A 21880-nucleotide genomic window follows, 5' to 3' on the forward strand; every position below is an offset into this window, starting at 1 on the left:
GCAGCAGTGGGCACGGGGAGCCCAGGGCCCTCCCATGTGGCGCTCGCAGCACAGTACACACCGTCATCGACCGGCCCCGCACGGTGAATCGTTACATCGCTTCGAATCTGCTCGGCGAGTGTTCGCTTCTGTGTCAACTGTCGGAAATGCCGTGCGCAGGAGGTGAGTTGGGTCCCGTGTGGTCGGTGCGTCAGCGGGTGGCGGCGGCCGGCGCCGGCAGGTCGAAGACGTGGGCGGGAGAGATGATCCGGGTGATCGCCTGACCGAACAGGGTGCTTGGCTCGATGTTCCCCCGGTAGCTGATGTCGGTGTTCAGCAGGACGACCACGGTCGTCCGCGCCGACGGCAGACAGACGGTCAGGGCCTCGTAGCCCGGCAGCGAGCCGTTGTGCCCGATCCAGCCCTTGACGTCGAAGATGCCGAGGCCGTACCCGGCGCCCGGGATCCCCGTCGACGGGGTCGTCAGCCGCTGCTTCTGGACGGCCGGGCCGACCATGGTCGTGCCGTCGGGGAAGACCCCAGTGGCCGCAGTGCAGGCCCAGGTGCGCAGGTCGTCCAGGTCGGAGATCATCGCCCCGGCCGCCCAGGCCCAGGAGGGGTCCCAGCCGGCGGTCTCCTCGACCTTTCCGGTCGCCGTCTGGTCGGTGTAGCCCTGCGCGTGCGGGGTGGGGAACTCGTTCCCGGTCGGGAACACCGTGTGGCTCATTCCCGCCGGAGCGAGGACGTGCTCCCGGAGGTAGTCGCCGAGTCGCTGCCCACTCTCCTTCTCGACGAGCAGGCCGAGCAGGATCAGGTTGGTGTTGGAGTAGGAGAACTTCTGCCTCGGCTGGAACATCACCGGGTGCTTGAAGGAGTAGGCGAGCAACTCCCGCGGGGTGAAGGGGCGTTGCGGATCCGAGGTCAACGCCTTGAAGAAGCCGTCGTCCTCGGAGTAGTTGAACAGCCCGCTGCGCATCCCGGCCAGGTCCCGCAGGGTGATCCGGTCGCCGTTCGGCACCCCGTCGAGGTACTTGCCGATGGGGTCGTCGAGGCTCACCCTCCCCTGGTCGACCAGTTGCAGCACGGCCGTCACGGTGAACATCTTGGTCTCGCTGCCGATCCGCATGTACAGGTCGGACGACATCTTCTGCCCGGTCTCCTTGTTCGCGACCCCGAACGAGCGAACGTAGTCGGGCCGGCCGGGTGTCCACACGCCGACGGTCACCCCGGGCACGTTCGCCTCGCGCATGACCTTCCGTACGGCCGCGTCGAGTTGGCGGGCCACGGCCGGAGTCATGTCACGGACGTCCGGACCGCCCACGGGCGACGGTGCCGGGGTGGGGGAGGGGAAGGGGGCGGCGAACGCGCCGGGTGCGGGGGCGGCCGCCCCTCCGGCGAGCGGCACCGTCAGCGTTCCCATTACGACGGCGATCGCGGCCCCGCCGCGCAGCATGGCCGACTTGTGCGACATGGGCTGACTCCAAGCACGTGAGAGGGAACGTGCGGTGGGGTCGGACGTCGGAACCCTGACTTCACAGGATACGAGCGAGTGTCCGAAGGCGCCTGTCGACCGGGGAGCCCCGGAATGCTTGTAGGACTGGTGGTCGGGTCCGATCGGGGGGCTGTGCTCACCCGACCCGGTGAGCGCGTCGGACGGCGCGTACCACCGGCGCGTTCCGCGCGTTGCTCCGGTATGGACGGAACCTCCCCCACGCCCTGGCGCCCGGTCCGGGAGCCACGCGCCCTCCGCTCCCGCGAGCCGATCTACGCCCAGCTCCTGCGGGAGTGGCGGGACCAGGGCCGTACCGTGCCGGCCGAACCCGAGAGCCGGCGCGCCGTCGTGTTCGTCCCGCCGCCCCGCCGCTGACCCCGCTACTCCCCGTGCATCGGGGCCAGTACCGCCAGCGTGCCGTTGGCCTCCTGCAGCGCCGGCTCCAGCGTGCCCGGCACGTGCAGCGCGCCGCTGCCGTCCGGCGGCACCAGCCACTCCAGATACCGCGCGGGCCGGTACGGCGGCGGTACGGCGACCCACGCGCCCTTGGTCGCGTAGCGAAGACCCGAGCCGATCCAGCCGCCGGACGGATCGGGCGGCAGGAAGAAACCGATCCGGCCCGCGGCGCTGTCCGCCAGGGTCGGCCCGGGCACCGGCAGCGACGGCCGCCACAGCAGGTCCAGCGTGAGCAGACCGAGTCGGTCCGGGACGCTCAGCACGTCCCAGTAGCGGCCCGCCTCCAGCAGTGCGACGCCCTCCCCGTGGTCCCACTCCCACTTGCACGCCCGGGGGTCCGCCGAGGCCGCCGCGAGCCATTCCACACCCTGCATCCACATCGCGTTCGTCATGCACTGCTCCGGGGGATCACCGCCGCTCACCTGTTTCGGGCGCAGGGAACGACCGACGCCGGGCACTCGGCGCGTTCGCACGCCAACCCGGCATATGCATGCTCGTAGATATTTCTACGTGGCGGAAGGGGTGGCGAACCCTGGCGTTTTGGGGCGAATGTTCGAACGCCGGGTGTCGGTTCGCTTGTTGATCGGCGCGGCGGGCGCCCCCGTGGGGCCTCCCGGGCAGATCGACGCTCGAATCAATCGTCATGGCAATCGATTCAAGCGTCAGCTCTTGATGACACACCAGTATCGGTCGTAGGCTCCCGGCATTCCGTCGTCGCCGCGCCCGACCCAGGGGTATTCCATGGACCGCACCCGACTGCACGCCCTGCTGGCCCGGGAGAGCGCCGAGGCCGAGCGGCGAAATCCCCGCTCCCGGGCGGCATATGCCGACGCCGGCCATCTCTTCGGCCGGGTCCCGATGACCTGGATGAACAAGACCGCCGGCGCGTTCCCGCGCTACCTGGCGACCGCGCGCGGCGCCCGGGTCACCGACGTCGACGGGCACACGTACATCGACTTCTGCCTCGGCGACACCGGCGCGATGGCCGGCCACTCGCCGGCCGTCGTGACGGAGGCGGTGCACCGCAGGTTCGCCGAGCTGGGCGGGGCCACCGCGATGCTGCCGACGGAGGACGCGGAGTGGGTGGGCGCGGAGCTGACCCGCCGCTTCGGGCTGGCTCGCTGGAGCTTCTCGCTCACCGCGACCGACGCCAACCGGTGGGCGATCCGGCTCGCCCGGGCCGTCACCGGCCGCCCCAAGATCCTGGTGAACAGCTACAGCTACCACGGCAGCGTCGACGAGTCCCTCATCGTCGTGGGCCCCGACGGCCAGGGAGCGCCCCGCCCCGGAAACGTCGGCGCGCCCTGTGACGTCACCCTGACCAGCCGGGTCGCCGAGTTCAACGACCTGGCGCAGCTGGAGCGCGAACTCGCCCACGGCGACGTGGCCGCCGTACTCATGGAACCCGCGCTCACCAACATCGGCATCGTCCTGCCGGAACCCGGCTACCTGGCCGGCGTGCGCGCGCTGACCAGGCAGTACGGCACGCTGCTGATCAACGACGAGACGCACACCTTCTCCGCAGGACCCGGCGGCTGCACGGCCGCCTGGGACCTGGAGCCGGACCTGCTGACCATCGGCAAGGCCATCGGCGGCGGCATCCCGGCCGGCGCCTACGGCCTCTCCGCCGACCTCGCCGAGCGCCTGCTGGCCCGTGCCGACCTGGACCTGGTCGACATGGGCGGGGTCGGTGGCACCCTCGCCGGCAACGCGCTCTCGGTCGCCGCCACCCGGGCCACCCTGGAGCACGTCCTCACCGACGAGGCGTTCGACCGTATGGCGCGGCTCTCCGCACGCTTCGAGACCGGCGTCCGGCAGGCCGTCGAGGCGCACGACCTGCCCTGGTCGGTCAGCCGGCTCGGGGCCCGCACCGAGTACCGCTTCGCCGCCCCGGCCCCGCGCACCGGCACCGAGTCCGCGGCCGCCGCCGACCCCGAGCTGGAGGACTTCCTGCACCTCTACCTCGCCAACCGGGGCATCCTCCTGACCCCGTTCCACAACATGGCCCTGATGTGCCCCGACACCACCGAGCAGGACGTCGACACCCACACCGCGGTGTTCGGCGCCGCCCTGCTCGAACTCGTCGGCTGAGGAAGGGAGCCCAGGTGCACATGGACGACATCGACCGGGCCATCCTGCGCGAACTGCAGACCGACGGCCGGATCGCCTACGCCGACCTCGGTCCCCGGGTCGGCCTGTCCGCCTCCGCGGCCCGGCAGCGGCTGCAGCGGCTGCTGGACTCCCGGGCCGTACAGGTCGTCGGCGTCACCGATCCGATGGCCATGGGCGGCCAGGCGATGGCGCTGCTCGGCATCGGCGTGGACGGCGACCCCCGAGCCGTCGCCGACGCCCTCGCCACACACCCCGAGGTGGTGTACTCGGTGTTCACCTCGGGCGGCTTCGACCTGTTCGCCGAGGTGGTCACCCCGGGCCCGAAGGACCTGCTCGATTTCGTCAACGACGTGGTCCGGCCGGTCGAGGGCGTGCACGAGGTCCGCTCGTTCCCGTATTTCGGGATCCACACCCACCGCTTCCTGTGGGACGTGGGCTGAGCCGGGGCGTGGGCCGGGCCCTCAGGTGATGTCGGGCGCCAGGACGAGCATGGTGGCGTCGTCCCGCACCTCGCAGCGCCCGGCCAGGTCGGCCCATACCAGCTCGGTGAGCTCGGCCGCCTCCGCACCGGCGAACCCGGCCAGCCGCTCCGGGAGCGGGTAGAAGCGCCCGGCCCGGTCGCGCGCCTCCCAGACCCCGTCCGAGGCGATGAACAACCGGTCGCCGGGTCCCAGCTCGACCGTGACCTCCTTCGGCGGTTCCACCCCCGCGAGAGCGAGCCCCACCGGTGCCCCCGGCGCGACGGCCAGTTCCTGGGCGAAACCGTCGCGCAGCAGCACCGGCGCCGGATGACCGCAGGCCACCACCCGCACCGACCGCAGGTCGGCGGAGAACTCCAGCAGCAGCGCCGTCGCGAACAGCTCCGCGTGCGGTACGTCGGCCGAGTCCACCGACAGCCGGCGGTCCATCCGCGCCGCCACCGACTCCAGGTCCGGCTGGTCGAGGACCGCCTCCCGGAACGCGCCGAGCAGCGACACCACGGTGGAGACGGCGGCCAGCCCGTGCCCGCGTACGTCCCCCATCACCGCCCGCACGCCGAAGGGCCCGTCCCGCACGTCGAAGAAGTCCCCGCCGACCAGCGTGCCGTGCTGTGCGGCCCGGTACAGCCCGGTACACCCCACCGCGCCGACCCGCTTCGGCAGCGGCGGCAGCACGGCCCGCTGCACCGCCTCGCCCACCGCCCGCTCGGTGACCAGCTGGGCGTCCCGGTGACTGCGCACATAGGACACGAACACGCTCAGTAGCGCGACGAACGTGACCGTGAGCAGGTCGGTGTCGCCGGGATGGTTCAGATGGGTGGCGGGCACGTTCAGCAGGACCACGACCAGGCAGCTGAGCACGGCGGTCGCCAGCGGGCCGTACGACAGCACGGCGAGCGGCGGGATGGCACCGAGCAGGAAGCCGAAATCGTGTCCGTCGGGACTGATCAGTGTCGCCGCCGTCACGACCGCGAGCAGCAGCACGGGCAGCACCCGCACCCAGCGTGGCGGCGGTGCACCCTGCAACCAGCCACGCCCGTCCCGGTAGTCACGCGACGACCAGCCGCGCACCGAAGTCACATCCCTAAGCTACGCCCGTGCCCGGACACCGGTCGCGCAGGGATCTTCACATGCGGCGGTGGAATTTCCGTGGACGTGCCCCGATCGGGGGCCCTACTGTGTGATCCGCACGCCCAAGACCGGACGGAAGGAGGCGAGTGCGATGTCCATCACACCCATCCCGCGCTCCCTCCCCGACGTCCGGGCGTGACAGGTCAGAGCTGACCCGGGAGCGCTTTCGCAGCACACCTCCCGGAGGAATCCGTGACCGATCCGGTCATCCGTACGCTCGACGACAGCACCGCCACCCTCTTCGACGCCCTGCCCGACCCCCTGCGCCTGCGCGAGACACACCGGCGCACCCGCTACCGCCCCGACTGGAAGCGGGTCGCCCTGCGCGACGGCCGGGTGGTCGCCCGTGCCGCCTGGTGGGGCGGCCCGGAGGACACCGAGCCGCTGCTGGTCAACTGGTTCGACGTGGCCGAGGGCGAGGAGGAGGCCGGCGCCGAGCTGCTGCGCAGCGCGCCCTGGCAGGCCGACGAACTGGAGCTCGACCTGCCCGCCGGCTGGCGTGACGTCCCCGCACTGCGCACAGCCGCCGAGACCCGTTTCGGCGCCGCCCGCAAGGCGGGCTACGAACTGCTGGTGGAGCGCTACAACTACCGCTGGACCCCCGAGTGCGGCCTGCCCGAGCGGCCCGGCCGTCTCGTCTTCACCCCCGAACCCGACGACTCGGTCTTCCTCACCATCCTGCGTGGCATCAGCTCCGCGACGCTCGACGCCCACGCCCGCCGGGCCGTCGCGAAAGGGGGAGTGGAACTGGCGGCCCAGGAGGACCTGGAGATCTTCCACTGGTTCCCCTCGCCCCGTGAGTGGTGGCAGGTGGCCCGCACACCCGACGGGGAGCCGGTCGGCATCCACATCCCGGCCCGCAATCCGTCCGGGCCGTGCATCGGGTTCATCGGCGTCCTGCCCGGACAGCGCGGGCACGGCTACGCCTACGACCTGCTCGTCGAGTGCACCCGCTTCCTCGCCGAGCAGGGCGCGGAGGCCATCGGCGCCGCCACCGACCAGGGCAACTTCCCGATGGCCGCGCACTTCGCCAAGGCGGGTTACCCGATCGTCCGGGAGCGGGTGAACTTCTGGGCCTCGGTCGCGGGCGGCGCCGGATGACAGGCTGACGACGCGGTGCTCTCGCCGCACGGCCCGGTCCCCGGATTCCTGTGGGGGTTCCTGCTGCACAGCAGGGGACCGGGCCGGGTCGAGGCGGCGCGACGACCCCGTCGCGGCCGCTAGTCGATGTCCTTGCCCAGCAGGGCCTCCGTCTCCGTGAGGATCTCGGTGACCCGGAGGGCGAACGCGGCGTCGCAGGGGTGCGGGTGGCCTGTGCGGGCGGCGGTGACCAGGGCGTCGGCGGCCCGGGACAGGGCGGGGACCGCTCCTTCCGTACTCCTCGGCAGCAGCGTCACCCCCGCCGCGCCGCGCAGCTCCACATCGGCCCCGGCCGCCGCCGGGGGAGCCGTCAGGCTCAGGGTCACCGTGCTCGACGCCCCCGTGGCGTGGTCGAGGACGAGGTGCACGGTGTCCGCGGGGCCGTGCACGGCGGCCGCCACCCGCCGTACGTCGCCCAGGACCGGCAGCAGCACGGACAGGGCGTGCGGGCCCACGTCCCACAGCGCGCCCTTCTCCCGCCGCCACGGCGACGCAGCGAACGGGCTCCCGTCGGTGAACACCGACCCCAGCCACTGCGCCCGCGCCGTGAACCAGCCCGCCGTGCCGGCCTGTTCACCGATCCACGCCTCCGGTTCGCTCTGGAAGCGGGTGGTGAAGAAGACCACCGAGGCGACCCCGGCCCGCTCGGCCGCCTCCACCACCGCCCGCCCCTCGGCGACGCCGAGCGCGAGGGGCTTGTCCAGCAGCAGATGCCGGCCCGCCGCCGCGGCCCGCACCGCCAGTTCCGCCTGCACGGCCGGCGGCAGTGCCACGGCCACCGCGTCGACGTCGGCGAACAGTGCGTCCACGTCGTCGTACGCCCGGACCCCGTACTCCCCGGCCAGCTCCACCGCGGCCTCCGGGCGGCGCCCCCACACCCCGGTGAAGTCCAGCGATCCATGTCCCGCCAACGCGGGAGCGTAGGCCCCCCGTGCCCAGGGGCCGGTCCCCAGCAGTCCGATGCGCATCTCGCGTTCCTCTCTCCGTGCCCGGTGCCACATCCTCGCCCAGACCGTCAAGGCGTCGTGCTCCGCCCGCCGTCGACGTAGGGCCGGTACTGCTCCGTGCCGTGCGCCAGCCAGCTGGCGATGGTCTCGGCGATGGGCTGACCGGTGTCCATCTCGACGAAACCGAACTGGCCCGACTGGTTGCACTCCAGGAACCACCAGATGCCGTCGGCGTCCTCCGCGAAGTCGAAGGCACCGTAGGCCAGCTCGGCGTCCTTCATATACGTGTGAACGGTCTCGGCGACTCGCGGCGGCACCTCAGCCGCCAGCCAGGGAGAGACGGACGGGGCGAACCGGACGTCCACGTCGTCGGGTAGCGCGTCCGGGCTCACCGGCTTGCGGGCGGCCAGCAGCCGCTCGCCGACCACCGTCAGCCGGATGTCGGCCCGCTTGGCCACCCGCCGCTGCAACAGCGTCGGCCCGAAGGCCACCGCCGAGAAGTCGGCGTCGGGAGCCACCCGGCTGGTCGGCACCGCCCGCGGCGGCTCCTGCGGATGCGCGCCCGACACCGGCTTCACCACCAGGTCCGGGAAGCGCTCCGCGAACTCCCTGGCCGCCTGCGGGAACGTGGTGATCAGCGTCGCGGGCACGGCGAGCCCGCTGCGCTGCGCCAGCCGCAGCTGCCACGGCTTGTGGCGGGCCCGGCGGGCCGCGTCCGGATGGTTCATCCAGCGCGCGTCGGTCCCCCGCAGCATGCCGTACAACGCCTGTTCGGACTCCTCGGTCAGCCAGGTGGACGGCTGGGTGGCCCGGGCGGCCGCCACTCCCGGCCTGCGCACCCAGACGGAGCGCAGGCCGTTCATGCTCACCAGGCGCCCGTTCACGGACAGATGTCCGCGGCTGGCGCCCTGCACGAACTCGCCCGACAGGGCCACACCGCTGGTCAGATCGGCAGGATCGAGGCGGACGACGGGCACTCCGGCCTCGTGCAGCCGGAGGACCACCATGTCCGCCGTCACGTCCTCGTCACTGGTCAGGATGAGCACAGTCATCGTCGGGGTCCGCGCTCAGTCGTCGAAGTGCGTCTTGGAGCCCGCGGTTGAGGTCGTGGTCCCCAGGGCTCTGAGCGTTGCGTGATCGGTGGCTGCGATCCGGCCATCGAGGAGAACGTTCAACTGCAGTCCGGAGTCATACGCGTACGGAGTGCTGACGTCCAACTGCACTGCGGGCCGTGCGTAGTTGAGCGCGAACGGTTGCATGGTCTCTCCCTGTTTCGTTCTTCCATGCACTTATACGATTCGAACGCGTGGTTGGTTTCCTTACTCTGCGTAATCTCAGTCCTAATTAAGGGCTTGTTAAGGAACCAGCCGGAAATCAGCGGCGAATCGTTCCCGCCCGTGGCCGATTTCACATGCCCGTACGGCATGTGACGGCGTCAGATGCCCGCGATGGTCCGGGATGTCTCCAGGGTCTGTTCGGCGTAGCCCCGTCCGAAGAGCGCGGTATGCACCAGCAGCGGAAACAGCTGATGCACCGCCACGCGCTCCGCCCAGCCGGCGGCGAGGGGGGCCACTTCCTGGTACCCCTCCAGAATCAGGTCAAGGTACGGGCAGCCGAAGAGCCGGAGCATCGCCAGATCGGTCTCGCGGTGTCCGCCGTGCGCGGCCGGGTCGATCAGCCGGACCGTGCCGTCGGCACCCCACAGGACATTGCCGTTCCACAGATCTCCGTGCAGCCGGGCCGGCGGCTCGGGCGGGCCCGCCAACTCCGGCAGCCGCTCGCAGGCCCGCCCGACCACCGCGGCCTCGCCGGGCCGCAGGGTCCCACGGTCCACCGCCGCCCGCAGATACGGCAGTACGCGGTGCTCGGCGTACCAGCGCGGCCAGTCGGCGCCCGGCTCGTTGCGCATCGGCGCGAGGCCGATCCAGGCGTCGCGCGGACCGTCCGGTGGTGCCGCCCCGAAGGCCGGTGCCCCGGCGGCGTGCAGAGCGGCGAGGGCGTGGCCGAAACGCGTCGCCGCCTCGGGGCCCGGACGCCCGGTGGGGACCCGCTCGGTCACCAGCCACCGCTCGTCCTGCCCCAGCACCTCGGGTACCGCGACCGCCCCGGCGGCGGCCAGCCAGCGAAGCCCGGCCGCCTCGGCCGGTACCGCGCCGGGCCCGTCGCCGCGCTTGACCATCACCGCCCGCCCGCCGGCGAGCGTCACCTCCGCCAGGCCGCCGGCCCGTGCCCGCACAGCCGAGACCGGCCGCCCGGTGAGCCGGGCGGCCGCCGCGCCAGGACCCTCGCCGCCGTCGACCACGGCCACCCGACCAGGGCCCGCCCAGGCTCAGGCCCCCCAGGTGCCCTGGTCGACGGCGCAGTTCCACCCCGTGCCGTGCAGGGCGAACTTCACCTTGTAGGTATGGGTGTTCAGCAGGTGCGTCTGCACCTTCACGCCCAGGCTGGTCTTCTTCTTCAGCGTCGTCGTGTACACCGACACCGTCTTCGACGTCTTGTGGCTGACCTTGCCGCCCTTGGCCGTCGCGCTGCCGAAGCGGATGTTCTTCACGTCCGTCACGGTGAACGTGACCTTCTTGAAGCTCTTGCTCGCGCTGGTGTTCTTCACCGCGAAGTACAGGCCACCGTTGGTGACCCAGCCGCTGGAGTTCACGTAGAAGCGGCTCGGATAGACGATGTCGACCGGGCAGCCGGTGCTCCGTGCCGCCCCGGCCTGCGCGGACGCGCCGGTGGCGAGCCCCAGTTGGGCAGCGGTGACGACGCCGGCGGCAGCCAGGACACCGAAAGAAGTGCGCATACGGTTCACTGCGGTGATACCTCCCCCTGCGGTACTCATCGGACCGTAGAGGAGAATCCCATCTCCGCGGCCGGAAAGCACGCGCATTTCCACCGGACTTCCAGCATTGCTACGACAGGTTCCGGCCAAACCCAGGCGGTAACCACCCGTGTCGCACGGGTACGGCCGGCGTGAGGGCCGTCGCGTCGCCACACCAGGGGCACCGGGCCCCGCCGGTACCGGCGCGCGGCGGAGGGGATACCCCTTGACCACAGCATCCGTGCTGACGGCCGACGTCTTCGAGGTTCAGCCCCACACCTCCCGCTGCCACGTCATCCACGACGAGGGTGCGCACGCCGTGATCGGCGTCTCTCCGGGCAACAACTACTTCTCCGCCCGGCTGCCGGTGACCTGGTAGCGCCCGCTCCGACCGGGCTCCGCTCCCGCCGGGCTTGTCTCAGGTCGGCTCGATCCGGCCGATCGCGTTGCCCAGCAGTTCGGTGAACCACACCGTGCCGTCCGGGCCGGTCGTGAGCCGGAAGGGCGACTTGTCGGGTCCGGCCGGCACCGATACGACGCTGATCCCGCCGTTTGCCGCCACCCGGCCGATGCGGCCGGACCGGTCGGTGAACCACACCCGGCCGTCCGGCCCCGCGGCGATCCCGCCGGGGTCGCCGTCCGCTCCGGGCAGCGGGTACCGGGTGACCCGGCCGGTGCCGTCGATCCGGTCGACGGAGTCCGACCCGGACGCGGTGAACCACATCCCGCCGGGGCCGGCGACGATGTCCTCGGGGAAGTCGGCGCGGCTCGGCAACGGGAACTCGGTGATCCGGCCGGTGGTCTCGATCCGCCCGATCCTGCCGCCGGCCAGTTCGGTGAACCAGAGGGCACCACCGGCACCGGCGGCGATGCCGTACGGAAGGGCGGCGGCCGTGGGCACCGGGTACTCGCTGACCCTGCCCGCGGTCGTGATCCGGCCGATCCGGTTGGTCCCCGGTTCGGTGAACCACAGGGCGCCGTCGGGCCCGCGGGTGATGCCGGCGGGTGCGCTCGCCACCCGGGGCAGGGCGAACTCGGTGACGGTGCCGGAGGTGGTGATCCGGCCGATGCGTCCGGCCGCCTGCTCGGTGAACCAGAGGGCGTGGTCCGGCCCCGGGGTGATGGCGAAGGGCGCACTGCCCGGGGTCGGGGTGCGGCGGTCGGTGACGGTGCCGTCCGCCGCGATCCGCCCGATCCGGGCGGCTCCGGACTGGGTGAACCACAGCGCCCCGTCCGGTCCGGCGGCGATCCCGGCGGGCAGGCTGTCGGCGGTGGTGGTGATCGGATACTCCGTCACACCGTCGCCGCCCGCGGCGCGGGCGGGCGCCGCGACGGCGGGCACGCCGGTCAGGGCACCGAGCAGGAGAGCGAGCGCGCGTCGGGGGAGTCGACAGGGCATACGGGGTCCTGGTCCTTGTCAGACGGACTGTCAGATCGAGGCTAGACGCGGCCGCACCGCCGTACGACCCGGCCGGTCCGGACGGGGGAGGGTCGTTGGCTTCACCGGCCCGTCCCTGCCGAGGAGCTCCGCGCGGAGATCGGCCGTACGACGCTGCGCAGGGCCCGGCCCCGGCCGTCCCGCGCCCCGGTGAACAGCCGGGTCACATGAGCCTCACAGCAGAGGCCCTAGGACCGCGTCCCGCGACCCTCACTCTCCCGGTGGAGTGAGGGGAATCCGAGTAACTCCCTTGTTACGGAAGGATTGACGCGCCCCATGCGCCCCTCTAGTTTCTGATCGCCTCTCCGAACCATGTTCGAAGTCTCGGACATCCCCCCTTCGTCTGGAGCGCACATGAACGGCATCCCCCTGTCGCGCCGGCACTTCCTCGGCGCGGCCGTGACCGTCCCCCTCGCCGCCACCGGCACCCTCGCCGTCGGCGCCGGAACCGCCCGGGCGGCCACCGACTCGGCCTACGTGATGTGCTACTTCACCGAGTCCCCTGACATGCTGGCCGCCAACTACGGCCTGCATCTCGCGGTCAGTACCGACGGCCTCCAGTGGACCCCGCTCAACCAGAACAACCCCGTCGCGACCCCCACCGCGGGCTCCCTCGGCCTGCGCGACCCGTTCGTCCTGCGCAAACAGGACGGCACGTTCGTGGTGCTCGCCACCGACCTGAATGGCACCGACTGGACGTACGTCAGCCAGTACATCCACGTCTGGGACTCCGCCGACCTGCGCAGCTTCACCGGCTACCGGCGAATGAAGCTGCACGACATGGACACCCACAGCTGGGCGCCCGAGGCATTCTGGGACGCGGGCCGCGGCCAGTACGGCGTCATCTACTCCGCCGTCAACGACAGCGGCCACAACGTCATCATGATCAACTACACGGGTGACTTCGTGACCGCCGGCGACCCCCAGGTCTTCTTCGATCCCGGCTACGACGTCATCGACGGCGACCTGGCGGTCGGCGTGAACGGCGTCAACTACCTGTACTTCAAGAAGAACTCGACGCTGGTCGGTGCCCGCTCCGGCTCGCTGGACCCGGGCAGCTTCACCGAGTTCAGCACGGCCGTCTCGCACAACGGCACCGAGGCCCCGACCCTGGTCAAGTCCCTCGCCTCCAGCACGACCTGGTACCTGTGGGGCGACACCTGGTCCCCGAACGGCGTCTTCTACGCCTGGCAGACCAGCGCCCTGTCCGCCGGCACCTGGACGGCCCTCGACCAGAAGACCTACACCCAGCCGCTCAACTCCAAGCACTGCGGCATCCAGCCCATCACCTCGGCCGAGTACGGCAATCTCGTCGCCAAGTGGGGCACCCCCACCTGGAACCGGCTGAAGTCCTACAACTACCCGGCCCGGTACGTCCGGCACAGCAACTTCGTCGGCCGGATCGACGAGTACGCCTTCGACCCCTACACCGACGGCATGTGGCAGCTGGTGCCCGGCCTCGCCGACAGCGGCGGCGTGTCCTTCCAATCGGTCAACTACCCGACCCGCTACCTGCGCCACTACGACTTCCAGCTGCAACTCGACGAGAACGACAGCACGACGGCCTTCGCCCAGGACGCCACGTTCTACCGGACGGCCGGTCTCGCCGACTCCTCCTGGTCCTCGTTCCGGTCGTACAACTACCCGACGCGCTACGTCCGCCACTCCGACTACGTCCTGCGCATCGACCCCGTGTCCACGAGCACGGAGCTGGCCGACGCCACGTTCCACGTCGGCTACTGACGCCGCGGCGGTCGCGTCGGGCGGCGACACGCCGACGGTGGCCCTGAAGACCCCCGAATGGCCCCGTGTCGCCGGTCGGGATTGACCCAGCCGGGCGGTGTTGGGCGTGTCGTCACCACGGATGGGCGGCCTGGATGGTGCCGGGCCCGGCGCTGGCTGACGGTGGTTCATGTCGGGGCCGGGTCGTATCAGCCGATGGAGTATCCGCTGCCCGGCCACGGCGGAAGGACATCGAGATGCGTTCTGCCCGCATGATCCTCGCGACGACGGCCGCCACCGCAGCCCTCGCCTTCGCGGCACCCGGCGCTCAGGCCGCGGTCGCGGGGGACTGGGACAACGGAGGCCGTGACGACTCTTCCTACAGCAAGGAGCACAACGACGACAGCAGCCACGAAGGGCCGCGTGGCGGTATGCACACGGGCGGCGGAGTCCTCGCCGTGGCGAAGCTGAGCAGCGAATGGGAGTCGGACAGCGGCAACGACAGCAAGTTCGATCCCGAGACCTACAAGGACAAGGGCGACGACCAGGGGGGCAAGGGGGACAGCGGCGACAAGGAAGACAGTGGTGGCAAGGGGAACGGCGGTGACAAGGAAGACAGTGGTGGCAAGGGGAACGGCGGTGACAAGGAAGACAGCGGTGGCAAGGGTGACAGGGGGAGCGGTGAGGGCCGGGACCAGGGCGGCTCGTGGGGCGACGACGAGGACAGTGGGAAGCCGCACGGCGGTATGCACACCGGTGGCGGCGGCCTCGCCACGCCAGGAGTGACGACCGGCGGGCTGGCCGTCCTCGGTGTGGCGGCCGCCGGCGCCTACGCGCTGCGGCGCAGGAACACCGCCGGGTCCGTGTCCTGACGGGCTTGCGCATACGGGAGCCGCGGCCGCCGACCGTCATGGACGCGGCCGCGGCCCCGTTCCCCCCTCCCGCTGCCGTGCCCAGAAAGGTGACCTCCGATGGCAGCTGGCACCTCCTGCCCGAACCCCGACGGCCCCGCCCCCGCGGCCCCTGATCCCGAGAACCCGGACGGCGCCCGGCGCGCCGGACGGCTGCCCGTGTGGGGCGTGGCCGTCCTGCTCCTGGCCGTGGCGATGCTCTGCGGACACGGCAAGGCCTCCGACGCCTCGGGCAACCTGCCGGCCGAGAGCGCGGACGCCGCCCCCTCGGGCGGTGCGCGCCGGTCCGGCGAGGCGCTGTCCCGGTCCGCGCCGACCCGTCTGCTGATCCCGAAGATCGCTGTCGACGCCCCCTTCACCACCCTCACCCTCGCCCCCTCGGGCCAGCTCCAGCCGCCGCCCGCCGCCGACACCAACCTCGTCGGCTGGTACTCCGACGGCCCGGCGCCCGGCGAGGCGGGCACCGCGATCATCGCCGGGCACGTCGACACCAAGGTCTCGGCCGCCGTCTTCGTCCGGCTGGACGAACTGGAGCCCGGCGACGGCTTCTCGGTGCTCCGGGCCGACGGCACGGAGGCGGACTTCGTGGTCGACAGCGCCGACACCTTCGCGAAGGACGACTTCCCCAGCGAACGCGTCTACGCGGACACCCGTCGCCCGGAGGTGCGCCTGATCACCTGCGCCGGCGACTACGACCACGACGTGAAGGACTACACGGAGAACCTGGTCGTCTTCGGCCACCTCGTCTGAAATCGGACGCGTGATCGCGTGTCGGGCAGCACAGATCGAGCCATGGTCGGAAGCGGGCGGCCATGAGCGAGGTCATGATCGCCGTGAAGGGCATGAGCCCCGTGACGCTTGTGGCGCCTCCCCCCCCATACCCAGGGTCCGCCCGCGCACCCTCGTGATGAAGGTACGGCGGCGCGGCGCGCGAGAGTGAATACGCAACGGCCCTGCGCCGAGACTCCGTCGAGCACCGTAGGGCCCCGCGCCGCGACCCGGTGCGCACGGTACGGGCGCCGGCTGCGGGCGGCCGAGTGGATCAGCCGCCCGTCGACTCCCGTACCACCAGGCGGAAGGGGCCGATGAACTCCTCCCGCTCCGGACCGGGCCCGGCCCGGCCGATGCGTGCCGCCAGCAGGGCGACCGCGCGTTCGGCCATCAGATCGTGGTCCGGGTCGACGGTCGACAGGGAGGGGACGAGGTACGCGCTCTCGTCGACGTTGTCGAAGCCGATCACCTTGACCCGCTCCGGCACCCGGAGCCCGACGTCGGCGAGCGCGCGCAGCACGCCCATGGCCACCGTGTCCGTCACACAGAACACCCCGTCGACATCGAGGCCGTCCGCCAGCCGCTCCCGGACACGGTGGGCGGCCTCCTGCATGGTGAGCGACTCGGCGGTGATCACCAGTTCCGGGCCGGCCGCCAGCCCCGCGGCCGCCAGCGCCCGCAGATATCCGGCGTGCCGCAGGCTCGACACGTCGGCCTCGCTGCCCAGGCGCCCGCACACGAGGGCGATCCGCCGGCAGCCCCGCTCGACGAGATGGCGGGTCGCGGCCTCCGAGGCGGCCTCGTTCGGCATGGCGACATGGTCGACCGGTCCGCCGAAGATCCGCTCGCCCAGGAGCACCACCGGATGGTCGACCTCCAGCGCCTCGACGTCGGCCGGCCCCATCTCCACGGTGCTGAGGATGAGGCCGTCGTAGAGCCGGTTGCGGGACAGGGAGAGGGCCGCCAGCTCGTTCTCCCGGCGGGCGCCGGTCTGCTCGATGCCGACCCCGAGTCCGTGCCGGTCGGCCGCCGCGATGATCGAGGCGGCCAGCCGGCCGTAGTACGGGCGGTTGATCTCGGGGACCGCCAGGCAGATCGTCCCGGTACGGCCCTTGCGCAGATTGCGGGCGGCGACGTTGACCCGGTAGTCGAGCCGCGTCATCGCCGCCAGGACGCGGTCCCGGGTGGCCGGGCGGACGTTGGGGTGGCCGTTGATCACGTTGGAGACGGTCATCGCCGAGACCCCGGCCGCCTTCGCCACGTCCTGGATCGTCGCCACGCTCACTCCCGCCTGCCGTCCTCGGCAAGACGATAGAGGGCGGCGCCGTGGGCGGGCACTTCGACGGTCAGCAGCCGGCCGTCGTGGACGGTGTCGGTACGGGTCCAGACCTCCCGGACCCGGTCGTCGGGTTCGGCCCCGATCGACCCCAGCGGCACCTCGAACCGGCGCTCCTGGTCCGCCAGCGAGAACACCGCCGCGTACCGGGTGCGCCCGTCGGTGTCCCCGGCGGTCCACAGCACCAGGTCCCGCTCGCGCAGCACCTCGCGGTTTCCGGTGCTGTGCCACAGGACGTCGAGCGCCTCGTCGTTGGTGAGCAGTTCGATGGTCTCCGGCGGGCTGGTGGGCAGGTCGCCGCCCATCATCAGCGGGGAGCGGGAGATCAGCCAGAGGGTGAGCAGGCTGGTCTGCTCGGGGCGGGTGAGGGCCGACTGGCGGTCCGCGCCGCGCTCCGCGCGGATCCCGATGTGGCCCAGCGGCAGCATGTCGGCGTCCGCCCAGCCCTGTCGGCCCTGCCAGGGAGCCCAGCGGGCCAACCGCGCGAACTGTGCCTCGACGTCCGCCCAGCGGTCCCACAGGTCGTCGCAGACCCGCCACATGGTGGCGTGTTCCCGCAGGTGGTCGAGGCGGGCGAGGGACATGTCAGTGCCGGGGGAGAGGCTCAGTTCGATCGGCCGGCCGCTGCGCTCGACGGCCCGGGCGTACGCGGCGATCTCCCGCTCGTGGTACGGGAAGAGCATGTCGTCGGCCTTGACGAAGTCGACGCCCCACGCGGCGAACTGGGCGACCTGGGAGTCGTAGTAGGCCTGGGCGCCGGGGTGGTCGTGGTCCAGGCCGTGGTTGTCGGAGTTCCAGGGGCACACGGAGCCGGTGTCGGCCACGTCGGCGGCCGTGAACTCCGTCCCGAGCACCGGGAGTTCGGCCTCGACCGCGCGCCGCGGGATCCCTCGCATGATGTGCAGCCCGAACCTCAGACCCATGCCGTGCACTCGCTCGGCCAGCGGCCCGAAACCGGCCCCGGCGACGGCGGAGGGGAACCTGTTCGGTGCGGGGAGCTGACGGCCGTACCCGTCGAGGACGAGCGGGGCGTCCGGGTTGTAGCCGTGGGCCCGCGCGGTGGGGTCGTACCACTGGATGTCCACGACGACGGTGTCCCAGCCGTACGGCAGCAGGTGCTCGCGCATGAACTCCGCGTTGGCGAGGACCTCTTCCTCGGTGACGGTGGTGCCGTAGCAGTCCCAGCTGTTCCAGCCCATCGGCGGCCGCAGGTGGCGGGCGGGCAGGGGACGTGCGGATCGGGTCATGTGCGCACTCCTGGGGGTCAGCGCTGGTGCAGGGGAGCCTGGACGGTGACGAACGAGTGCGGCGGGAGGGAGAGCCGCAGGCCGGGAGAGGTCGCGGTGAGGTCCTCGAACGCCCGCGGAGCGACGGCTGTCGCGCTCTTGGGTGAGTTGTGGGCCTGGAGCCTGTCGGCCGTGAGGATCCGGGCGGTCGGCTCGCCGAGGGTGCCGCCGCGCAGGTCGAGGGTGATCTCGGCGGGTTCCTCGGCGTCGAGGTTGCTCAGCGAGATCAGGACGGTGCCGTCCTTGACGCTGGCGGAGGCGGAGAGGGTGTCGAGTTCGGCGTCCCCGACCCGGCGCCGGGTGTCCTCGCCGCGCAGGTGCACCGGAAGCGACGTCGCGTCCTGGTGGCCCTTGTTCATCTCGAAGACGTGGTAGGTAGGGGTCAGGACCAGGGCGTCGCCGTCGGTGAGGAGCATGGCCTGGAGCACGTTGACGGTCTGGGCGATGTTGGCCATGTGCAGGCGGGCGGCGTGCTTGTGGAAGATGTCGAAGTGGGTGCTCGCCACCAGCGCGTCCCGCAGGGTGTTCTGCTGGAACAGGAAGCCGGGGTCGGTGCCGGGCTCCACGTCCCACCAGGTGCCCCACTCGTCGAGGACCAGGCCGACCGTACGGCCCGGGTCGTAGACGTCCATCACCGCGGAGTGGCCGGTGAGGATGCGGTCGATACGGCGGGCCGACAGCATCGTGCGGTAGTGGTCGTCGGTGCCGAAGTCGGTGGCGCTGCCCTTGGCCTCCCAGGGGCCGGAGAGCGTGTAGTAGTGCACGGACAGGCCCTGGAAGAAGTTCTTCGGGGTGGCCTCGCAGCCGAAGCAGCTGATCTGCTGCATCAGGGTCTCGGTCCACTTGTAGTCGTCGTCCGAGGCGCCCGAGGCGATGCGGTAGAGCTTGTTGTCGCCGTGGTCGCGGCAGTAGGTGGCGTACTGGCGGGCCAGGTCGGCGGAGTACTCGGCGCGCATGTTGCCGCCGCAGCCCCAGGTCTCGTTGCCGATGCCCCAGAACCTGACCTTCCACGGCTCCGCGCGGCCGTTCTCCTTGCGCAGCCGCACCATCGGGCTGTCGCCGTCCCGAGTGAGGTACTCGACCCACTCGCTCATCTCACGGACGGTGCCCGAGCCGACGTTGCCGCTGATGTAGGGCTCGGCGCCGAGGAGTTCGCACAGGGCCATGAACTCGTGGGTGCCGAAGTGGTTGTTCTCCTCGACGTTGCCCCAGTGCGTGTTGACCATCCGGGGTCGCTGCTCGCGCGGGCCGACGCCGTCCCGCCAGTGGTACTCGTCGGCGAAACAGCCGCCGGGCCAGCGGAGGTTGGGGATGTCCAGGGCGCGCAGCGCGTCCACGACGTCGAGGCGGATACCGCCCTCGTGGGGGACGGGGGAGTCCTCGCCGACCCAGAAGCCGCCGTATACGCAGCGGCCGAGGTGCTCGGCGAAGTGGCCGTAGAGGTGGCGGCTGATGGTCGGGCCTGCGATGTCGAGGTTGATGATCGCGGTGGCGGTGGGCACGCGGGTACTCCTGTCCGGGAGGCCGGTTGGTCGATATCTCGAGCGATGTTCGGAAGTCGTTTGTATCGATAAAAAGCTGCCATCGGGGCGTGGGTGCGTCAAGGGCGGTGCACGGGACGGGAACGCCGAACGGCTCACCTCCCTCGCGGGCGCGAGGGAGGTGAGCCGTTCGGAGGGGGAGGTGTCAGACCGCCGTCGCCGGGAACGTCGGGTACTCGACGCCGGAGACGTGCTGGACGACCCGGACCACCTGGCAGGAGTAGCCGAACTCGTTGTCGTACCAGAGGTAGAGGATCGCGTTGTCGCCCTCCACCTTCAGCGCGCCGGCGTCGACGATCGACGCGTGGCGAGAGCCGATGAAGTCGCTGGAGACCGCGTCCGGGGCGGTGATGAAGTCGATCTGGCGCTTCAGCGGCGAGGTCAGCGACACCTCGCGGAGGTAGTCCAGGACCTCCTCGCGGGACGCCTCGCGGGCCAGCTGGAGGTTGAGGATCGCGATCGACACGTCCGGCACCGGGACGCGGATCGAGCTGCCGGTGATCCGCGCCTCGAGGTCGGGCAGCGCCTTCGCGACGGCGGACGCGGCACCCGTCTCGGTGATGACCATGTTGAGCGGCGCGGACCGGCCGCGGCGCTCCGACTTGTGGTAGTTGTCCAGCAGGTTCTGGTCGTTGGTGAACGAGTGGACGGTCTCCACGTGCCCGCGCAGCACCCCGTACTCGTCGGCCATCGCCTTGAGCGGCGGCACGATCGCGTTGGTGGTGCAGGACGCGCAGGACAGGATCTGCTCGTCGGGCTTGATGGTGTCGTGGTTGACGCCGTGCACGATGTTCGGGACGTCGCCCTTGCCCGGCGCGGTCAGCACGACCTTCTCGATACCGGGGCGCAGGTGCTCGGACAGGCCCTCGCGGTCGCGCCACTTGCCCGTGTTGTCGATGAGGATGGCGTCCCGGATGCCGTACGCCGTGTAGTCGACCTGGGAGGGGTCGTCGGCGTAGATCACCTTGATCTCGTTGCCGTTGGCGAGGATCGTGCTGTTCTCCTCGTCGACGGTGATCGTGCCCTGGAACTGGCCGTGGATCGAGTCCCGGCGCAGCAGCGAGGCGCGCTTGACGATGTCCTCGCCGCCGGCACCGCGCACCACGATGGCCCGCAGGCGCAGTCCGTTGCCGGAGCCCGCCTTCTCGATCAGCAGCCGGGCGACCAGGCGGCCGATGCGGCCGAAGCCGTACAGGACGACGTCCCGCGGCTCGCGCTGCTCGATCTTGTTGGCGCCGGTGGCCCCGGCGACCGCCTCCGCGGTGAACGCCTGGACACCCAGGCCGCGGTCGTCGGCCCTGTAGGTGGCGGCGAGCATGCCGATGTCGATCTGGGAGGGGCCGAGGTCGAGCGTGGTGAGCGCCTGCAGGAAGGGCATCGTCTCGGTGACGGACAGCTCGGCGCCGGCTATCTGGCGGGCGAACCGGTGCGTCTTGAGGATGCTGACCACCGACTTGTTCACCAAGGAGCGGCTGTGGAGGAGGACGGTCACGTCCCGCTCCCGGTGCAGCTTCCCGATGATCGGGATCATCGACTCCGCGATCTCCTCGCGGTTCTTCCAGTTGGTGAACGAGTCGTCGTTGACAGTCACAGATCTACTCTCGATCGAGCTAGGTGGCGCTCATATGCTAAACCGGTCGGTCGATGATCGATCAAGGGGGTCCCGGTGTGATGTGGGTCCTCCCGGTGTGACATCGGTCGCGGGGCTCCGAACCGGTGCGGGCCCAGGTCATGGCGGTGGCCCGCGCACCCCGCGTCCCGGGTGCCCTCTGCGCACAAAAGACCGGTGGCGCCGATCACCGTGTCGTGATCGGCGCCACCGGTCGGGAGCTGGACGGCACGCCGCTTGCGGCGAAGCGCCTAGCGGGGGTTGAAGACCACGCTCGCGAAGTGGACGCTGCTGGCCGCCGAGTGCCCGGCGGCGATCCGCAGCGCGGTGCCCTTGCACTTCTGCTTGCTGTAGACGACCAGCGCCTTCTTCGTGGCGTTCTGCGGACCGCGCGCCTCCTGTGCCAGGTCCAGGCACTTGCGGTCCGGCGGGTTCTGGATGGCGTACGCCTTGCCCTTGGGTCCGACCCAGACGAACGTCCCGTCGGCGGCGGCGGCCGGACCGATGGTGATGACGGCGAGGGCGAGCCCGCCGAGAACGGCGGCGATCGGACGGCTGAGGCGCATCGTGATGTCCTTCGTGAGCGGTGAGAACAGTGAAAAAGGGCGACGCCGGCATCGACGGGGAGACCGAGGCCCGTCGCCATCACACACCGTCACCGCGCCCGGACGCTCCGACGACACGGAAACGTCCCACGTCCGGGGGACCTCCGTCG

General features: G+C 71.3%; 22 protein-coding genes. 8 read left to right on the forward strand and 14 right to left on the reverse strand.

Annotation, left to right across the window (positions count from 1 at the left end):
• Nucleotides 1-190: 190 nt before the first annotated feature.
• The gene (locus ABZ642_RS39655) at nucleotides 191-1450 is read right to left on the reverse strand and encodes a serine hydrolase domain-containing protein (RefSeq protein ID WP_360494236.1); all 1260 of its coding nucleotides are present in this window, start codon (nucleotides 1448-1450) and stop codon (nucleotides 191-193) included.
• A 222-nt stretch (nucleotides 1451-1672) separates the two neighbouring features.
• On the opposite strand from ABZ642_RS39655, the gene ABZ642_RS39660 reads away from it, so the two are divergent.
• Nucleotides 1673-1846 carry a hypothetical protein gene (locus tag ABZ642_RS39660; RefSeq protein WP_360494239.1) on the forward strand — a complete coding sequence of 58 codons (174 nt, stop codon included), beginning with the start codon at nucleotides 1673-1675 and terminating at the stop codon, nucleotides 1844-1846.
• 5 nt (nucleotides 1847-1851) lie between these two features.
• On the opposite strand, the gene ABZ642_RS39665 is transcribed toward ABZ642_RS39660, so the two are convergent.
• Entirely contained in the window at nucleotides 1852-2319 is a 468-nt protein-coding gene (locus tag ABZ642_RS39665) for a hypothetical protein (protein WP_360494242.1), read from the reverse strand.
• Between the two features lie 349 nt (nucleotides 2320-2668).
• On the opposite strand from ABZ642_RS39665, the gene ABZ642_RS39670 reads away from it, so the two are divergent.
• The gene (locus tag ABZ642_RS39670; RefSeq protein ID WP_360494245.1) at nucleotides 2669-4018 is read left to right on the forward strand and encodes a transaminase; all 1350 of its coding nucleotides are present in this window, start codon (nucleotides 2669-2671) and stop codon (nucleotides 4016-4018) included.
• A 20-nt stretch (nucleotides 4019-4038) separates the two neighbouring features.
• Nucleotides 4039-4479 (forward strand): Lrp/AsnC family transcriptional regulator, encoded by a 441-nt coding sequence (locus ABZ642_RS39675; protein ID WP_360494248.1) that lies wholly within the window; start codon nucleotides 4039-4041, stop codon nucleotides 4477-4479.
• Nucleotides 4480-4500: 21 nt separating this feature from the next.
• Here the strand turns inward: ABZ642_RS39675 and ABZ642_RS39680 are convergent, their stop codons facing one another.
• Nucleotides 4501-5598, reverse strand: a complete 1098-nt coding sequence (locus ABZ642_RS39680; RefSeq protein ID WP_360494251.1) for a PP2C family protein-serine/threonine phosphatase — start codon at nucleotides 5596-5598, stop codon at nucleotides 4501-4503.
• Between the two features lie 243 nt (nucleotides 5599-5841).
• Between ABZ642_RS39680 and ABZ642_RS39685 the strand changes: the two genes are divergently transcribed.
• On the forward strand, nucleotides 5842-6750 hold the full coding sequence (locus ABZ642_RS39685) for a GNAT family N-acetyltransferase (RefSeq protein WP_360494254.1): 909 nt from the start codon (nucleotides 5842-5844) through the stop codon (nucleotides 6748-6750).
• A 119-nt stretch (nucleotides 6751-6869) separates the two neighbouring features.
• Here ABZ642_RS39685 and ABZ642_RS39690 read toward each other — a convergent pair whose 3' ends face one another.
• From ABZ642_RS39690 to ABZ642_RS39710, 5 genes are all read right to left on the reverse strand, one after another.
• Nucleotides 6870-7757, reverse strand: a complete 888-nt coding sequence (locus ABZ642_RS39690; RefSeq protein WP_360494257.1) for a Gfo/Idh/MocA family oxidoreductase — start codon at nucleotides 7755-7757, stop codon at nucleotides 6870-6872.
• A gap of 47 nt (nucleotides 7758-7804) precedes the next feature.
• Nucleotides 7805-8788, reverse strand: a complete 984-nt coding sequence (tgmB, locus tag ABZ642_RS39695; protein WP_360494260.1) for an ATP-grasp ribosomal peptide maturase — start codon at nucleotides 8786-8788, stop codon at nucleotides 7805-7807.
• A gap of 15 nt (nucleotides 8789-8803) precedes the next feature.
• Nucleotides 8804-8995 (reverse strand): putative ATP-grasp-modified RiPP, encoded by a 192-nt coding sequence (gene tgmA, locus ABZ642_RS39700; RefSeq protein ID WP_360494263.1) that lies wholly within the window; start codon nucleotides 8993-8995, stop codon nucleotides 8804-8806.
• Nucleotides 8996-9171: 176 nt separating this feature from the next.
• On the reverse strand, nucleotides 9172-10038 hold the full coding sequence (locus tag ABZ642_RS39705; protein ID WP_360494339.1) for a fructosamine kinase family protein: 867 nt from the start codon (nucleotides 10036-10038) through the stop codon (nucleotides 9172-9174).
• A gap of 27 nt (nucleotides 10039-10065) precedes the next feature.
• Nucleotides 10066-10533, reverse strand: coding sequence for a hypothetical protein (locus tag ABZ642_RS39710; protein WP_360494267.1), 468 nt, complete (start codon nucleotides 10531-10533; stop codon nucleotides 10066-10068).
• Nucleotides 10534-10777: 244 nt separating this feature from the next.
• Between ABZ642_RS39710 and ABZ642_RS39715 the strand changes: the two genes are divergently transcribed.
• Complete coding sequence (locus ABZ642_RS39715; protein WP_360494270.1) at nucleotides 10778-10930, forward strand: tRNA-dependent cyclodipeptide synthase; 153 nt, start codon at nucleotides 10778-10780, stop codon at nucleotides 10928-10930.
• A gap of 39 nt (nucleotides 10931-10969) precedes the next feature.
• Here the strand turns inward: ABZ642_RS39715 and ABZ642_RS39720 are convergent, their stop codons facing one another.
• Nucleotides 10970-11950: a hypothetical protein gene (locus ABZ642_RS39720; RefSeq protein WP_360494273.1), complete on the reverse strand. Its 981-nt coding sequence runs from the start codon at nucleotides 11948-11950 to the stop codon at nucleotides 10970-10972.
• Nucleotides 11951-12343: 393 nt separating this feature from the next.
• Here ABZ642_RS39720 and ABZ642_RS39725 point away from each other — a divergent pair, with 393 nt between their 5' ends.
• The 3 genes from ABZ642_RS39725 to ABZ642_RS39735 all read left to right on the forward strand — a co-directional run bounded on the left by ABZ642_RS39725 (nucleotide 12344) and on the right by ABZ642_RS39735 (nucleotide 15372).
• Nucleotides 12344-13732, forward strand: a complete 1389-nt coding sequence (locus ABZ642_RS39725) for a glycoside hydrolase family 43 protein (RefSeq protein WP_360494276.1) — start codon at nucleotides 12344-12346, stop codon at nucleotides 13730-13732.
• Between the two features lie 236 nt (nucleotides 13733-13968).
• Nucleotides 13969-14583 carry a hypothetical protein gene (locus ABZ642_RS39730; protein WP_360494279.1) on the forward strand — a complete coding sequence of 205 codons (615 nt, stop codon included), beginning with the start codon at nucleotides 13969-13971 and terminating at the stop codon, nucleotides 14581-14583.
• Between the two features lie 99 nt (nucleotides 14584-14682).
• Complete coding sequence (locus tag ABZ642_RS39735) at nucleotides 14683-15372, forward strand: class F sortase (RefSeq protein WP_360494282.1); 690 nt, start codon at nucleotides 14683-14685, stop codon at nucleotides 15370-15372.
• Between the two features lie 292 nt (nucleotides 15373-15664).
• On the opposite strand, the gene ABZ642_RS39740 is transcribed toward ABZ642_RS39735, so the two are convergent.
• The 5 genes from ABZ642_RS39740 to ABZ642_RS39760 form a co-directional block, all read right to left on the reverse strand.
• Nucleotides 15665-16672: a LacI family DNA-binding transcriptional regulator gene (locus ABZ642_RS39740; RefSeq protein WP_360494285.1), complete on the reverse strand. Its 1008-nt coding sequence runs from the start codon at nucleotides 16670-16672 to the stop codon at nucleotides 15665-15667.
• Nucleotides 16673-16674: 2 nt separating this feature from the next.
• Nucleotides 16675-17976, reverse strand: a complete 1302-nt coding sequence (locus ABZ642_RS39745) for a glycoside hydrolase family 27 protein (protein ID WP_360494288.1) — start codon at nucleotides 17974-17976, stop codon at nucleotides 16675-16677.
• Nucleotides 17977-17993: 17 nt separating this feature from the next.
• Complete coding sequence (locus tag ABZ642_RS39750; RefSeq protein WP_360494291.1) at nucleotides 17994-19517, reverse strand: alpha-L-arabinofuranosidase C-terminal domain-containing protein; 1524 nt, start codon at nucleotides 19515-19517, stop codon at nucleotides 17994-17996.
• 184 nt (nucleotides 19518-19701) lie between these two features.
• Nucleotides 19702-21147, reverse strand: coding sequence for a glyceraldehyde-3-phosphate dehydrogenase (locus ABZ642_RS39755; RefSeq protein ID WP_360494294.1), 1446 nt, complete (start codon nucleotides 21145-21147; stop codon nucleotides 19702-19704).
• 269 nt (nucleotides 21148-21416) lie between these two features.
• Nucleotides 21417-21731 (reverse strand): hypothetical protein, encoded by a 315-nt coding sequence (locus ABZ642_RS39760; RefSeq protein ID WP_360494297.1) that lies wholly within the window; start codon nucleotides 21729-21731, stop codon nucleotides 21417-21419.
• Nucleotides 21732-21880: the final 149 nt, after the last annotated feature.

Origin of the sequence: Streptomyces sp. NPDC007157, from assembly GCF_040634235.1 — a bacterium.
In the GTDB taxonomy this organism is placed as follows: Bacteria; Actinomycetota; Actinomycetes; order Streptomycetales; family Streptomycetaceae; genus Streptomyces.